Annotated in this window: 12 protein-coding genes; 1 reads left to right on the top strand and 11 read right to left on the bottom strand. The window is 51.5% G+C overall.

Annotated elements, in window-relative coordinates; genetic code table 11:
• Positions 1-153 precede the first annotated feature (153 nt).
• On the bottom strand, positions 154-378 hold the full coding sequence (locus PU634_RS16620) for a helix-turn-helix domain-containing protein (RefSeq protein ID WP_306761950.1): 225 nt from the start codon (positions 376-378) through the stop codon (positions 154-156).
• 106 nt (positions 379-484) lie between these two features.
• Between PU634_RS16620 and PU634_RS16615 the strand changes: the two genes are divergently transcribed.
• Positions 485-1,045, top strand: coding sequence for a VspR family transcription factor (locus tag PU634_RS16615; protein WP_306761949.1), 561 nt, complete (start codon positions 485-487; stop codon positions 1,043-1,045).
• Positions 1,046-1,068: 23 nt separating this feature from the next.
• Here PU634_RS16615 and PU634_RS16610 read toward each other — a convergent pair whose 3' ends face one another.
• The 10 genes from PU634_RS16610 to PU634_RS16565 all read right to left on the bottom strand — a co-directional run bounded on the left by PU634_RS16610 (position 1,069) and on the right by PU634_RS16565 (position 15,442).
• Positions 1,069-2,277 carry a hypothetical protein gene (locus PU634_RS16610; protein ID WP_306761948.1) on the bottom strand — a complete coding sequence of 403 codons (1,209 nt, stop codon included), beginning with the start codon at positions 2,275-2,277 and terminating at the stop codon, positions 1,069-1,071.
• The gene (locus PU634_RS16605; protein WP_306761947.1) at positions 2,277-3,023 is read right to left on the bottom strand and encodes a M48 family metallopeptidase; all 747 of its coding nucleotides are present in this window, start codon (positions 3,021-3,023) and stop codon (positions 2,277-2,279) included. Before PU634_RS16605 ends, PU634_RS16610 begins: the two co-directional genes overlap by 1 nt.
• A gap of 2 nt (positions 3,024-3,025) precedes the next feature.
• A complete protein-coding gene (locus PU634_RS16600) occupies positions 3,026-6,298 on the bottom strand; it encodes a type I restriction endonuclease subunit R (RefSeq protein ID WP_306761946.1) in 3,273 nt (1,090 codons plus the stop codon).
• A gap of 33 nt (positions 6,299-6,331) precedes the next feature.
• The gene (locus PU634_RS16595) at positions 6,332-7,645 is read right to left on the bottom strand and encodes an McrC family protein (protein WP_306761945.1); all 1,314 of its coding nucleotides are present in this window, start codon (positions 7,643-7,645) and stop codon (positions 6,332-6,334) included.
• Positions 7,642-9,633, bottom strand: a complete 1,992-nt coding sequence (locus PU634_RS16590; RefSeq protein ID WP_306761944.1) for a DUF8426 domain-containing protein — start codon at positions 9,631-9,633, stop codon at positions 7,642-7,644. Before PU634_RS16590 ends, PU634_RS16595 begins: the two co-directional genes overlap by 4 nt.
• 130 nt (positions 9,634-9,763) lie before the next feature.
• A complete protein-coding gene (locus tag PU634_RS16585; RefSeq protein WP_306761943.1) occupies positions 9,764-11,695 on the bottom strand; it encodes an RNA/DNA-binding domain-containing protein in 1,932 nt (643 codons plus the stop codon).
• Positions 11,695-12,894, bottom strand: coding sequence for a restriction endonuclease subunit S (locus PU634_RS16580; RefSeq protein WP_306761942.1), 1,200 nt, complete (start codon positions 12,892-12,894; stop codon positions 11,695-11,697). Before PU634_RS16580 ends, PU634_RS16585 begins: the two co-directional genes overlap by 1 nt.
• Positions 12,884-14,407: a type I restriction-modification system subunit M gene (locus PU634_RS16575; protein WP_306761941.1), complete on the bottom strand. Its 1,524-nt coding sequence runs from the start codon at positions 14,405-14,407 to the stop codon at positions 12,884-12,886. The genes PU634_RS16580 and PU634_RS16575 overlap by 11 nt, the downstream gene beginning before the upstream one ends.
• Positions 14,404-15,042 carry a restriction endonuclease subunit S gene (locus PU634_RS16570; protein ID WP_306761940.1) on the bottom strand — a complete coding sequence of 213 codons (639 nt, stop codon included), beginning with the start codon at positions 15,040-15,042 and terminating at the stop codon, positions 14,404-14,406. The genes PU634_RS16575 and PU634_RS16570 overlap by 4 nt, the downstream gene beginning before the upstream one ends.
• Complete coding sequence (locus PU634_RS16565; RefSeq protein WP_306761939.1) at positions 15,026-15,442, bottom strand: hypothetical protein; 417 nt, start codon at positions 15,440-15,442, stop codon at positions 15,026-15,028. Before PU634_RS16565 ends, PU634_RS16570 begins: the two co-directional genes overlap by 17 nt.
• Between the last annotated feature and the right edge of the window lie 78 nt (positions 15,443-15,520).

Below are 15,520 nucleotides of genomic sequence, written 5' to 3'. Positions count from 1 at the left end.
TTATCGATAATGTACAAACTTTATTGTCAGTACACAGTCAGATGTGAACTGACAATAAAGTTTGTACACTAATGACGAAAGTGACAATAAAGTTTGCACACTAATACATAAGCCACTGAAATATATTATATTTTTAAGTGGTAGTTCTGTAATCTACTGTGACTCTGCCAGTTTAGGTAGTAATGAAGCAGGATCACACTCCAGCGTCTGAGCAAGCTGATACAGTTTTTCTACTGTAATGTTAACCTCCCCCCGTTCAATGCGCCCCATATAGCTCCTGTCTACACCACACATCAGAGCAAAGCGGTCCTGTGACAACCCCTTGGCCTTTCTCTGCTCACGGATCTTTGTCCCCAGCGCTCTCGCCAGTTCCTGCATACCGCCTCCTTTTACATAAGGCGGCAATATCCAGTGTTTGCAGACCCCGAAGCCACGGATTATAATCCGCAAAATTTTTCAATTATCCAGGATTAGGGGGCTCTTAATGAAACCCAACCACTTTAATTTTGATCGCACTTTGTACGATATCCTTCAGCAGCAGCACCTTAGAGAATTCACCATTCGGGAGCTACGGAATGAATATGCGGCAAGACTAGATGGATGTCCTTTTAGCTTAGTGCAAATACGTAAGTATATTTATTCTCAAGTTCGTCGCATGCTTAGGATTGGTTGGGTAAAATATGATACTGTAAGGCTGAATCGAAACCAGGTCTATCATCTACTCAATTTCCCTGAAACGACAAACTTAGTTTTGATTAGTAGCCCTATATTTAACACTTCCACCACAGATAGTAGAAATATAAAAATTAAAGATGGTGTACACAACAAGAGTGAAGAAGAGAAATATTTAAAATCTATATTAGATGATCTTACTTCAAAGATCGCCTTCTCAATAGGAGAGTTAGAGTGCTACAAAGGCCTAATTAAAACTCTCCCTCAGATGAAAAAGAGAATAGAATCGGAATACATAAAGTCAACAGACGAAAAAAACCGTCTACTAGGTCACATAAAAGCAATAAATAAACTGCTTGAAAAAAACCATTAGGGCTCAACGAATGAAAACCCATACTATTTATACATCATCATCTTATTCATTGGAGGTTCAACTTCTACAGCCATATAAGTGTTGCCCCCCTTGAACTCAGAGCATAGTTTAAGGGGGCTCCATAAATTATCACCCGTCGATTGAAATATAAGACCTTGAAATCCAATACGTGCAGCAGTATATGAATTCCTCATTATAAAAGGAAGATCTACCTTTTTGTTATCAATTAAATCATAACTATCAACTGCCTTCATGTAACAGTGAGAAAACTTACATTCATTACACTTTAATCCTTTTTTCTTGGCAACCAGCTCTACCAACACACCTTGCTTTCTCGGTCCAATGTTGATCCTTAGTATTTCATTGTAATCTTCAACAAATGACCTCACCAACTCGGGTTTTGATCCTTGAAAAAACTCATACATCAAAGTCATCCTTTCTAAGGCCGCCCTTTCACCTCTGCCATGGTGAGCTATTAAAACTCTATCATTTATAATATTAGAGATCCCTATATGTTCTTTTATCTGCTCTGAAAGTTCATTGTCTTCTCTGGTTGCCCACTCAAGAAACAAATCTATTGAGCAACCTGCAACCTTTATAGGATAAAAAGTATTAACACCTTTTAGATCTAGATTTATTATATTCCTACTAGGGGATGTTGAATACACAGGCATCTTACCAAAGAAAGATTTTGATATATTACCTTTCAATATACTTTTTATTCTCTTGAAGTTTTTAGAAAAACCATCTAGAGGTAATTGCCTGAGATTTACCCCATGCTTTATACAATTATTCTTGTAAGTCCAAGCCGTCTTAAAATAGCCATAACCGAATTTAGAAATACTTTCTTCAATACAATGCTCGCAAAAAGAAACTCTAATTAACTCACTATCCTTCTTTATGTCAGACCCCTCATGAAAAAAAACTTCTTTCACACGGTTAACATAGCGAATGGGAGAATCATAGAGTTGATTGAGGACACCAGTCACTACAGTGCCATCATCAATTACCTCCAATAATTCATGATCTGGGAATGCATGGAATATGTGCTGAGCCTTTGGGGGCACAAACACAGACTTTCTCCAGCCACCACTCGGAGTGATAACACCAACAGGTTTCATTTCAGGGTGAAACAGTAGTTGGTGACGTAAAATAAAACTATGCAAGCTTTCATCGTAAGGTATAAGGTCATCTTCAAATTCATAAGGAATGAAGTCTTCAATATTTTCCACTAAAAATACCTGTAAACCATATCATCAAGTTTTGACTTCACCTTTTCCCACCTGGGCATAACCTGTCCCATCAGCCGGTAGAAGCGTTCGCTGTGGTTATGCTCAGCCAAATGGCAAAGCTCATGCAAAATCACGTAATCAATGCACTCACGCGGGGCCTTGACCAGGTGCGGGTTAAGGGTAATGCGGCCCTGTGGCGAGCAGCTACCCCACTGGGTCTGCATGGTGAGAATACGCAGGGGCGGGCGCTCGGTTACCCACAGAGTCTGGGGCAAGAGGGCATCGAGGCGGCGGTTAAACACTTCCCTGGCCCGGGTCTTGTACCAGGCATTCAGCAGTGCCTTCACCTTGTCGGCTTCCGCAGCACGCACCGAGACTTCCAGCCGGCCCCTCAGCAGCTTTACTCCCTGAGGCTGATCAGGGTCAACCACCACCTTCAACAGGTGCTGCTTGCCCAGATAGTAATGGCTTTCACCACTGATATAACGGCGCGGCGTGATGTGCTCCTGCTGCTGGCGAAAATCCCTCAGTTGCTCATGAATCCACCGGGCTCGTTGCTTTACCGCCGCCGTCACGGCGTCATCATGAGAGCCTTCCGGTGCCGAGACCACCACCCGGCAATCCGGATGCACCTTAATCAACACCTTGTCACTGCCTTGCCGCCGCTTTACCCGCTCAAAGGTAATGCGTTCGTCACCGTACCAGAAGCCAAGGGTGCGGCCCGGCTCATGAATAGGCACATTCATACTCAGCTCAGCCCCACCCGGGTGATCTGCACCACCATTTCCACCATATTGCGGGCCTGATCCATGCCGCCGCCCACCGCCTTGCACTCTTTAAACAGACGCGGCAACAGCTGCTTGCGGATCTCCGCCTCAATGTTTTGCGGATTGATGGAGTGCTCAGCCACGGCAGCGGTAACGATGTCATCCAGCTCAAAGGCCAGTTTGACCCACTTGTTCTGCACCTGATCGTCCGTCATGGCAAAGACAGCAGGCAGCGTCTTCTTGAACACCCCAAAATAAGCCTGGGCATGACGATTACCCGCAAAGGCATCGGGCAGCTCATCCAACCGGCGCGTCTGTACCTGCTGCTCAAACTCCTGGAACAGCAGGTATTGCTTCAGCGGGTGATCAAAGAGCTTTTCCGCTTCTTCAATGGCCTGACGCAGCAGCCAGGAAAACGCTTCCTGAGCATAAGGATCATCCCTCAGCTCTTGCTCAATCATGCGAGTGACCCGGGTTTTGATGATGTCGGTCTCGTTACGGGTTTTCTCTTCGGTCCAGTCCTGGGGCTGCTGTTGCTTGCCCATTTTGCCCACTTCATAGACGCCATCAGGCTCTTTAACGTCCACGCCCACCACATGCTTGTCGAGCAGCTTTTTTACCTGCTCGGCGTATTCGTCAAAGTCGATGCGTTCACCCGCGTCCTGCTGCACCAGTTGGCGCAGACTGCTGAACTGTTTGACGGTTTCCTTGTAGAGGCGGCGGTCGTCTTCAGTGAAACTTTTATCTTCAAAGAAGGTGGCCGATTGCAGCGCAATCTTCAGGCAACTGGCAAAGGCCGAGAGTGCGGCATAGAAGTCTTCACGCACCTTGAGGTGCACATCCACCAGTTCCCCGTCTCGCTCCTGCATGTTGGGCACCAGCACCCGGCGCAGCTGCTCAATATCATTTTTGTTGTTCACGCCATCAAAAATGGCCCACAGCTGTTTATAGAGCTGTGGCAGTCGCTTGTATTCCGTGCTCATGGACTGATACAAACCATCAATGTCGTTAATGTCGTAACCGCCCTGAGTGCGAGACGCCAGATCCTGATATTTGGCAATGGTGGTGTCCAGCTCAGCCAGAATGCCGCGATAGTCGATAAGCAGGCCGAACTTCTTTTTAGGGTGCAGCCGGTTAACCCGGGCAATGGCCTGGATCAGGTTGTGCTGCTTCAGCGATTTGTCGATATAGAGCACGGTATTTTTGGGCTCGTCAAAACCGGTGAGCAGCTTGTCTACCACAATCAGCAACTTGAGCTTGTCGTCCTTGTCGAACCGCTCCACCACATCCTTGGTGTAGGCCTGTTCGTCCTGGCTGCCCACGTTGTCCTTCCACCACTGGGCCACTTCCGGCATGGCCGACTCATCCACGGCAGTGTTGCCTTCCCGGGTGTCGGGCGGGCTCATCACCACCGCTGACTCAAACAGCCCGGCTTCATCCAGATACTTTTTATACTTGATGGCCGAGGCCTTGCTGTCACAGGCCAGCTGGCCTTTCAGGCCTTCATCGATGTTTTTGACGAAGTGATTGGCAATATCCAGCGCTATCAGCCGAATGCGGTCATCGGCACCGAATACCTGGCCTTTTTTACCGAACTTGCGCTTGAGATCGGCCTTTTGCTGATCGCTCAGGCCTTCGGTAATGCGATCAAACCAGCTGTCGATGGCCCGCTCGTTCACATCCAGGTCGGGAATACGCTCTTCATAGAGCAGCGGTGTTACCGTCTCGTCTTCCACCGCCCGTTGCATGGTGTAGGCATGCACAATGGGGCCGAACTTGTTGGTGGTCTTGTCATCCTGCAGCAGCGGGGTGCCGGTAAAGGCCACAAAGGCTGCCTTGGGCAGGGCCTGACGCATTTTTATGTGATTTTCCCCGCCCTGGCTGCGGTGGCCTTCGTCAATCAACACAATGATATTGGGGCTGTCGTTATGGCATTCCGGGCGCTTGGTGGCACTGTTGAACTTCTGGATCAGGGAAAACATGATGCGCTCAGTGCCTCGACCAATCTGCTCGGCCAGGCGCTTTCCAGAGGTCGCCATGGCAGCGACCTTGTCCTTTTTGCCTTCCAGCTCACCGCTCATCATAAAGGTTCTGCTCAGCTGGCTTTCCAGATCCACCCTGTCGGTGACCACCAGCAGCCGGCATTGCTTCAGCGCCTCGTGCAAAATCAGCGCCCGGCTTAAAAACACCATGGTGAACGACTTGCCGGAGCCGGTGGTGTGCCAGACCACACCGCCTTCCCGGCCACCATCGGCCCGCTGGGTCTGAATACGGTCAATCAGCCGCTTGATGCCAAACACCTGCTGATAACGAGCCACAATTTTGCCGGCCTTTTTATCAAACAGAATGAAGTAACGGATCATCTCCAGCAGGCGATTCGGGCTCAGCAGGCTGATCAGTAATTTATCCTGCCCGGTAATGGCCAGCTCGCCACCGGCAATCAGACTCTGATACCAGTCCAGATCCTTGGCAGGCCGATGGCTGAACAGCGCTTGCAGCTGAGTGGCAGACAGGGGGCGGTTCTTTAAAGCCTGCATGTCTGCATCGGTAATGTCTTCTTCCCGCCAGGCGGCCCAGAACTTTTTCGGTGTGCCGCAGGTGCCATAACGACCTTCGTTGCCGTTAATCGACAGCAACAGCTGGCTGTAGGCAAATAACAGGGGAATTTCATCGGGCCGCTGATTGCGCAGGCTTTGGGAAATGCCTTCCTCCACGGTAGGGCCCTTATTGCCATGACCATCGGGCCGTTTGGCCTCAATCACTACCAGCGGAATGCCGTTCACAAAGCACACCAAATCGGGGCGTCGGCTCTCTACACCACCGGCACGGGTAACGGTGAACTCTTCGGTAAATACAAAGCTGTTGTTGGCCGGATTGTGCCAGTCAATCAGCGGTATGGTGGGACTGACCTTTTTACCATCCACAAATTCGGTGACGGCAATGCCGTACAGCAGATGGTTATAGAGCCTTTCATTGGCAGTGTGCAGGCCTTCGTTCAGGGCCGGGCTGCACACCTCTGCCACCAGATTGTCGATGGCCTTGGCCGACAGCGCCCGTTCTGTTCCCGCCTGGGTATAAGTGCGCTTGGCCAGTTCCGCCCGCAGCAGACTGCGTAACACCACCTCATCGGCCTTGCCGGCCCGGGCTGCCAGCGCCTGCTCCGGGTTAATAAACGACCAGCCCAGATTGGCGAGCAGCGCCATGGCTGGCAGCTTAGCGCTGTATTCTTCCTGAAACTTGGGAGCCTGATGCATATTATTGTTATCCCTTGCTCTTGTGGCCCCGGGTTAGGGGCTTGTTGTTATCGGTTGGCTAAAACATTCAAAGGCACTCTGCCAGTCTCCCGGCACCAGCTCGCCGTTATCCAAATCCAGCGGCACACACCATAGCGATAAACGCTCGTCAAAATGAAATGCCGGCAATGGCTGGTTAAAATCCCTGTGTTTCGGGTAAATCAGCATCAGGTGGCCTTCGCCGCTCAGGTAGGTATGGCCATAGGCAAACATCTGGTAGAGATCCGCCTGCCTGATGCCGTATTTGTGCTCGCTGGTGGCCTGGTGCTGGTTAAGCAGTTTCCACTTGGCGTCCAGCACAAAAGAGGCCTGATGATGCTCCACCAGAAAATCCGGTTTCAGCGTAAACCAGCCCTGTGGCTCGCTGGCAGGGTGGGTGGCATGCTTCAGCAAGTGCCGGCGGCTGGCCTGAGCCGTGAGGCGGGCACCGGGTTGCAACTGGCGACGCAGACAACTGGCAAGGTAGCACTCAAACAACTGCTCCATCGGAAACAGCAGGGCAATGCCCCTGTGCTCCCCTTTCTGAAAATCCGGGTTTAGCTGCTCCAGAATTAACCGGCACCAGGGTTTGACTGCCTCGTAGCCCTTCATCATCTTGCCGTGATCCCAGCGGTTAAAATATTGCATGGGCCGGTGCAGGGCAGCAATATCGTGCAACTGATGGCGCAGGCTGTTGGCCAGCCGCCAGTTGTCACTGCTGCGGGTCAGTGTGAACGCCACTTTCAGCGCGGTTTTTATCAGCCGGTTTTCAATCCGTTCCGGGCTGAACTCGGCATGGCGCACATGAAACTGAGTGGCCTTGTCTGGCGTCTGGCGGAGCTGCCTGTTCATATCCAGCCGGCCCCGCACAAACCGGCACTGCTCTTCCACATTGTGGTAATCAAAGCGCAGGCCCCGGCGCACCAGCTCGGCGACTTCATGTAAAAACTGACCGATTATCCACTCATGCAGGGGAGCACTGGAGCGCAGCAGCTCTGCATTGCCGGCTTCACGGTGCTTTACCCCCAGCGCCGAGCGCAACATGCGCTGCAGCAAACGCCGTAACCGGTCTGGCTCAGCGGGCTGCTCATGTTCAGTTTTGGGCAAGATCTCAATGGCCTCTCCACCAGGGCTTTGCAGGTAGCCCACATGGTTGCACAACCGCAGTCGTTTTTTGCCTTCCACCTTAAGTAGCTCGGCGCGGCCTTTCCAGCCCTGTTGCAGCGAAAGCAGCCAGTCAAAGGTGGCTGGCGAGACCACACCGGCATCCATGCCGGCGCCATTCCCTTCACAGCTCAGAGTGGCGTATTCGCGCACGACCAGCGTCATTTTACGATGCCCTGGTAGGCCTCGGCGCTGGCAAAGGCTTTTTCATTGATGCGGTAGCGACGGTCCAGTAGTTGCTCTGCAACCTCGGCCGGAAACAGTTTATCGAGCTTGGGAAGATGGTCTCTTAGTGCCTCATCGGTGACGATAAAGCGGTGGTCCGGTTGTTTGGCCGGATCGTTCAGCACCCAGCCAATTCGCTGATAGTCATCAAAGAAATATTCCTGCAGCAGGGGCAGGATGCGATTCCTGAACATATCCGCCAGGGCCTGCTCCCGCTCGGTCTCTGGCATATTAAGCAGCGGCATAAAGTAGCTGTGGCCGATCAGGTGCTCTGCATCCAGCAGTGCTTCAATCCGCTGGTTAATGACGGTCAGCATCTCTTTCAGGCTCACACCATGAACGGTAAAATCACTCAGCAGCTCAGGTTTGGGCATCATCTCCACAAAGCTGAAACGACGGCGCAGCGCCAGATCAAGCTGGGCCAGTGATTTGTCGGCGGTGTTCATGGTGCCAATCACATAAAGATTATCGGGAACGGTAAAAGGCTCTTTGGAGTAAGGCAGGATCACCGAGCGGGCATCGGCTCCGCCTTTGCGCTTGTCCGGCTCCAGCAGGGTGATCAGCTCACCAAAAATACGGGAAATATTGCCCCGGTTGATTTCATCGATGATAAGCACATGAGGCTTGTGCTCGCTCTCCTGACCACCTGTTGGTGCCAGCAGTTGCTCCAGCCTGGCATGATCAATGGTGGTGGGCTTGAGCTCATAAAGTGTCATTTGTGACAGGGCTTTCAGGAACAGATGCTCTATGGAAAGGCTGGGCTGATATTGCCGCAACCAGTTTACTCGCCGCAGTTGCTGGTAACCGACCCGTTCATCGGTTTCCAGAAACTCATAGTCCCCGGTAATTTGCCCAATGGCGCGGAACTTGTGGTTGCCATCGGATACCACAATCAGATCGCCCTGCTGCATCTGATTTTTGAAGACATGCACCGAGGTCAGCGTATAGTTGTTGTTGGCTACCGGGGACTGATAAATGTCTTCCAGTTTTGCCTTGACGGCTTCGCGGCTGTGACAGTCACTGAAGTCGATATCGTCACCGTATCCCAGCAGGGCATAGCCCTGCTTGACGCACTCTTCATAGATGTATTCCTCGCCACCCAGAGTATTGCCGAGCGACATTTTCCAGATGCGTTTTCCTTCCAGTGATACCGACTCGGTAGATGCAACCTGTACCTTTACTGCCGCATCGTTGCACAGCTGCTTAAAGATACCATCGGTGACCTCGTAGCGCAGGCCGTTGTTTTGCTCATCGGTCTCGGCACGGATGCCCTCGATAAAGTCTTCATAGGCAAAGCTTTGATGAAACGTGGTAAAAACAACCCGCTTTGCCTTCACCAGCTCGTCATATTTACCTTTAACCGCTTCGCGCAGCGCGTCACCATCATGGGTTTCGCTGATGTTCTGAAACCATTCCGCTTCAGCAATGCGAACCGCCATTTCGGTGGTGGCGTAGGTTTTGCCGGTGCCGGGCGGGCCGAAGAGGATCTGGTTCAGAGGGTGCATGGGTAAGTCCTTTTGTTTGGAAGCGGTCTGGTATGTGCTGGCGGTGTTTGTCTGCCGTACGGGGGCAGAGTCAGTCAGCAGGGCAACGAGTTGAGACAGAGCCTGGCCTGTGCTTACGTTAGCGTCATAACCATATTGTGATGCGCCGTTATCTTTGGGATAGCGGCGATAGCTGGTACTTTTGACTTTTTGCCAGGTAACCGAAAGGCCGTCGATACGGTCAATAATTGGCCTGAGTGCCAGGCAATCCGGATGCAATACCAGTGGCGCCTTGTCTACCGAGCCGTTGGCTTTACGTTTCACATAAAGATATTTTCCATTGCCCAAGAAATGTTCATAGGCATAGGAAGGATTATTTTTACCGGGCTCCAAAGCACAGCCCAGCTTGTTCAGCTCTGCATGGATTTGCTCAGAGTTCAACATTCAGATGTATCCCTTGGCTCTAACGTTATTTTTGTTTGATGTTTATTGGTCGGTGGCGCTGTTAACCAATCAGCCCCTCAGCATCGCTATGCTCACCGTAATTCCCGGTGTTTGAAAGCTGTTTTGTTTATCAAAGGGTGATCCCCTGTTGTTGCAACCAGCGTCGGCCAGCGACGGTGGTGCGGTAGGCTTGCTCCGGATGGTTAATAACTTCCGGGTGCAGGTATTCCAGTAAACCCTGTTGTTCACGCATTGGGCTCAGATGAGCGTTCTTCAGGTGTGTGATCTGGCGGTTTAGCAAGCTTGCCAGTTCGTCAGCTTTACAGGGCCGAATGGCACAAAGCCACAGGATCACCGGCCATAGCTTGTCTTTACGGGCTTTGGGTGTAAGTGCTGCAATACGTGACTGAAGCAAAGCGGGGAGGTCACTCGTATTTGCATCGAGGTCACTCGCATTTGCATCGAGGTCACTCGTATTTGTGACGGGGTCACTCGTATTCTCCGTTTTTTCTGTGGTGACAGGCTCAGCTGATGCGAATAATGGCAATGTCTGCCATTCTGCCAGTTGATAGTAAGTGGCGGGCCCGGCTCCGCCTTTGACCAAACATTTTCGTTGATGATGCAGTTTGCTCAGCACCTGACTGGCAGACAGGGTGTCGAGGCCGGTTACGGCTCGCAGTGCTCCATTATCAACCGCACCGGTTTCATGGGCGAGGATCAGAGCCTTGGCCTCATCATCACTCAGGGCAAGGTGTTTAAACTGTTGAAGCCATGCCAGTTGTTGCTCACCCAGTAACTGATGCAGCAGGTAGATGGCGGTAAACTGATTTTCCAGGATCTGGCTGGAAAACACCGGAGGAGACAGCCCGGCCTGCTCCAGCAGGCGGCGCATGGTGCGGATCCCCGAGCCCTTTGTTTCCGCAAAGTTCACATCGTACAAAACGCCCGCCACAACAGGGTTACGCAGCACTGAGCCCATATCACCCAGGTGCATTTCCGGCTTGAGAGAATAACCGGCGTTACGGATTTCCAGACGATTGCTGTAGCGCACCACCAGCACAGGCTGGTTCACCTGATAGTCGCGATGCATCACCGCATTCACCACTGCCTCACGGATCACCTTTCCGGGAACCCAGGGTTGATCTGAACGTTGGGTTTCGCCCTCATTCAGCCGGAAGTGGCGGGGCATGTCATCCAGAATGGCGGCTTCCAGTCTGGGGATCAGGCGCAATAGTGGCTCACGGAAATCCAGTGTCGTGGTAAATCGCTGGTCGGGATCTTCCACCCACTGAGTACCCTGAATGCGTACATAGTCGACCCGGACCGAAGGCAGTAATCGCCGCAATGCCAGAGGTTTGCCCAGCAGCAACAGGCCTGCAATATTGGGCACCCAGCGATTCTGAACGCGTTTAACCAGGTTCAGCGCTCGCAGCATCTCCTGATCGTCGGCCTGCAGCTCTTCGGCGTGGGGGCGCACCTGAGCCCGCAGTTTGCGGTAAAGCGCGATGGCCTCTGGATCCAGGTCATCCCATTCGGCATCGTCTGGCACCACACGCTCAAATCCGCTGCCCAGTTTGGCCAGAATCAGCGGCTCCAGATCATGTTGCCCACACTCATAATCACCATTTAGCCCACGCCGCCAGACGCCGGTTTTGCGTTTGTTTTTGCTGTCGAACTTCCCCTTGAATACGCAGGGTTTGGCGGCGGGCTCCAGTTCGGGCACAAAAACCACCAGCAGGCGCTTGCCTTCAAGGATGACGGTTTTGCCTCTGACCGGCACCGGTGTTTCAAACTGGTCACGACAATTGGTCTGCAGGGTATTCAGCAGCGTATCGGGGTTTTGCACGCCTTCCAGCCAGAATTCCTCGTGCTGCTCGTCCGGCTCCCTTACGCCCAGCAGCAAATAGCCACCGCCCAGCCCGGGCTCGTTGGCAAAGGCGCACACTGTCTGCATGATTGAGCTGCCAATTTCCCTGGCCTGCTTGGCTTCGATGCGAGGGTGTTCATCCAGCTCCCGCAATTCGGCCAGCAGGTGGCCGGGGTTGAAGTCATGGTGCTCCATCAGGCCTCCGGCTGTTCGGTAATGACTCTGCGCTTACCGGTGAGCAACTGCTGCATCAGCGCCTTTTTCTCCTGTCTGAGGGCATCCAGCTTTTGTTGCAGGATGTCAATTTCCCGGTCGGCGGTGGAAAGCACAGCGGCGATTTTTTGTTGTTCTTCTATGCATGGCAAGTACAACAAAAAGTCTTTAACCATTCTCGCATTTAAATTTGACTGTGTACCTTGCTGTCCTTGGAGCTTTATTCTCTCCTTCAAAGACGTCAAGAAAAAATACAAAAATTCAAAATCAAGTTCAGCTTTAGGTCTTATACCTAAAATTGCTTGTGATGAACTCAAAGGTACCTGAGCTATGCTGCATTCTCCGATTGATGCATACATCGCATAAAGAACACTGTTTTTCGGATAGATTCGAGCTGTTGAGTTCTCTAACCCATGAGTTGTAAGATATTTTTCAGTGGAGGCAATCCATTTTCCTTGCTTGGTCATATCTGAAATAGAAACCCAAGGAATATCACCGCCGTAATACTCTCCGATAGTAGATTTTGGTGTTCCACCGCTGTTCATGTTGGCAACAGATCCAAGCTTTACTTTTTTCCACTCCCCACTAAACCTCTCCCCATCCTTATCCAGCAGGCGCTGCTTGCCGGTCAGCAGTTGCTGCATCAGGGCTTTTTTCTGCTGGCGGCTGTTGGCCAGCAGTTGCTCCGTGGTGGTGATCGCCTGGTCCCAGGTAGACAGGATTTGGGCGATTTTCTTTTGTTCGGCAAGTGAAGGCAGCATCACAGTATATGGCGTGATGTGCTTGTTATTGATTTGAGGGATTGTTGATGTATCTGCAATCCTATGTAGTTCCTCTCTGATTAGGCTGTAATATAAGAACTCTGTATCTATTTCATCCCCTGGATAAAGAGACATCATATTTGAGTCTAAGTAGAGATCTACGGCAGAAATACGAACTTTATTGTTCATAATTGCTGCCCCTCTTTTAGGGAATATTACTGATCCCTTAGGGATATACTTAACCTCATCATCAGAGTATGTTCTACTACTCTCTTGGTATTTGGAGCAGTTGTTCATATCCTCAACTTTCACATACGGATACTTTCCATTTTCTGATAAAGAAAGTGCAGACGGAGCGATGCCGGAAGATATGCTGACTAATTTTCCAAGCTTTGCTTTTACCCAACCCTCAGGCACCATAACCCAGCTCCTTCAGATACTTTTCCATCTCGCTTTCCAGCTCGCTCAGCTGGGCCTTGAGCTGCTCACGCTCGGCCCGCACCGCCAGCAGATCGATCTCTTCTTCTTCCTCGAAGGTGTCCACATAGCGGGGAATATTGAGGTTGTAATCGTTCTCGCGGATCTCTTCCAGGCTGGCGAGGTAAGCGTACTTATCCACGTTATCGCCGTTCTGATAGGTGGCCACGATCTTGGCGATGTTTTCTTCGGTGAGCTGGTTCTGGTTCTTGCCAGATTTGAACTCGCGGCTGGCGTCGATAAACAGCACCTTGTCGTCCACTTTCTGCTTTTTGAAGATCAGAATGGCGGCGGGAATGCCGGTGCCGTAAAACAGTTTTTCCGGCAGGCCGATCACCGCATCCAGCAGGTTTTCTTCAATCAGCTGCTTGCGGATTTTGCCCTCACTGGAGCCACGGAACAGCACACCATGGGGCACCACTACGCCCATGCGGCCAGAGCCGGGTTTCAAAGTTTCTATCATGTGCGAAATAAAAGCGTAGTCACCCTTGGTTTTGGGCGGCACACCGCGGCGAAAACGACCGAATGTATCGTTCTCAGCTTCGTCGTGACCCCATTTGTCGAGAGAAAACGGCGGGTTGGCGGTGACCACATCAAACAGCATGAGGTCGCCGTTCTTGTCCAGCAGCTTGGGGTTGCGAATGGTGTCGCCCCACTCGATTTTGTGATTGTCTTCGCCGTGCAGAAACATGTTCATTTTGGCCAGTGACCAGGTGGAGCCAATGGCTTCCTGCCCGTACAGGGCATAATGGCGGCTGTTATGATTGGCCTCGATTTTACGACCGCACTTCATCAGCAGCGAGCCAGAGCCGCAGGCCGGGTCGCAGATGGTGTCGCCGGGCTGCGGGTCGAGCAGAGCGGCGATTAGATCACTCACCTCGGGCGGGGTATAGAACTCACCGGCCTTCTGACCGCCGCTGGCGGCAAAGTTCTTGATCAGATATTCATAGGCGTTGCCGATCACATCCAGGCCGCCCACCCGGCTGGGCTTGAGGTTCAGCTCGGGTTTGGCAAAGTCTTCCAGCAGATGGCGCAGAATACTGTTCTTCTGCTTTTCTTCCCCCAGCCGGTCGGTGTTAAAGGAGATATCCTGAAACACACTCTTGCCGGCATCTTTCAGCTTGGTGCCGTTGGCTTCCTCAATGGCGTGCAGGGCCTGATCAATGCGCTCGCCGTTGCCGGGCTCGTGGCGGTGCTCATACAGAGCATAAAAACTGGCGTCGCGGGGCAGCACAAAGCGCTCGTTCTTCATCATCTCTTCAATGAGTTCCGGCTCGTCGCCATACTCGGCCTTATAGCCATCGTAGTGATCCTGCCATACATCCGAGATGTACTTGAGGAACAGCATGGTCAGGATGAAATCCTTGTAGGTGTCGGCACTGATGGTGCCACGAAAGGTATCGCAGGCGTTCCACAACGCCTTGTTGATTTGTTCCTGGTTGATTTTGTCGTTCATACATTTTTCTCCTGAAGCAGTTGCTGAAACATGCCTTGCAGCATGTCTTCTCGATTTTTTAACAAGGCTTGGGTCAGCTGTTGTTCCTGCTCCCAAAGCTGGTTTAAGCGAAGAATTTTCTGTTGAGTAACCAGAGAGGGCATCTCCAGTTTTATCTCTTTTGCCAACTTGGTACTCAACATCACAAGGTTGGTGCCCTGGCTCCCTGCCCCTTCTGACAGCCAGTATTGCATTGCCGGACGATTGAGCGACCAGCACAAAAACTCAGGTAGCACTCCCTCTTTCGGGGTGATGACCAGAAACTGGCTACTCACGACAGTGGGCAGCGAGGCAGCGTCATCAGGCACCAGACAAGAGGCACGAAAGTATCCTCCCTTGGTGCCTCTGGAAGGCAACAACACAGCTCCGGGAGCCACAAACGCCTTATCCTTGCCTTCCCACCGAATCAGCGGCAGCTGATGGGCTTGTATCAGAGACGAGCTCGTCTCTTCCCACACGCCCCGTACATCCTTGATCTGAGCCACATGAGCCGTACCTTCGCTTACGGATACCTCTTCAATTTTTTCCCGAAAGGTAAACCCGGTTCGAATATCAGCAATATCCTCAAGTGCTGTGAGATTAGTGGTTGGTGACATGACTCGATCCTTTCTTCATCGGAACACGCAGCATGCATCCAGCACTTCGGCCCGTCTGAGTATCAGGTAAGAAGATCGCTTCTCCCCAGCCAACACGCAGAGCCTCCTGCTCAAACCAGCTCTTAACTGTGTTCGTGACTTTTTTTTGGTTCTTGCGATGGTACTTATTAAACAGTGTTAAAACCCGCTCTACGGCACAGAAAAAAACGTCGTCACTGGTCTTCATCTTGCCAGGCACTGGGAAAACAGATCTCTCACGCTTTGCACACTGCTCTGGACCCGCAGTGTTGCTATGCTGCGGAACACCGGCATCTGTGGGCTTTATGGCTTGGATCAGATGGATACGCTTCACTACTCTGATGCCTTGCGGGGCTGCGTTTGTTTGATATGCTTGCTTCATTCAAATCTCCTCTGTGACTACCTCACGTTTAGTTTTGAATGCAGCGACAGGCTGCCACCTGTCGCTACCTCATGAACC

The sequence above is a fragment of the Oceanimonas pelagia genome (assembly GCF_030849025.1).
In the GTDB taxonomy this organism is placed as follows: Bacteria; Pseudomonadota; Gammaproteobacteria; order Enterobacterales; family Aeromonadaceae; genus Oceanimonas; species Oceanimonas pelagia.
This window is presented reverse-complemented; position numbering and strand designations above follow the sequence as displayed.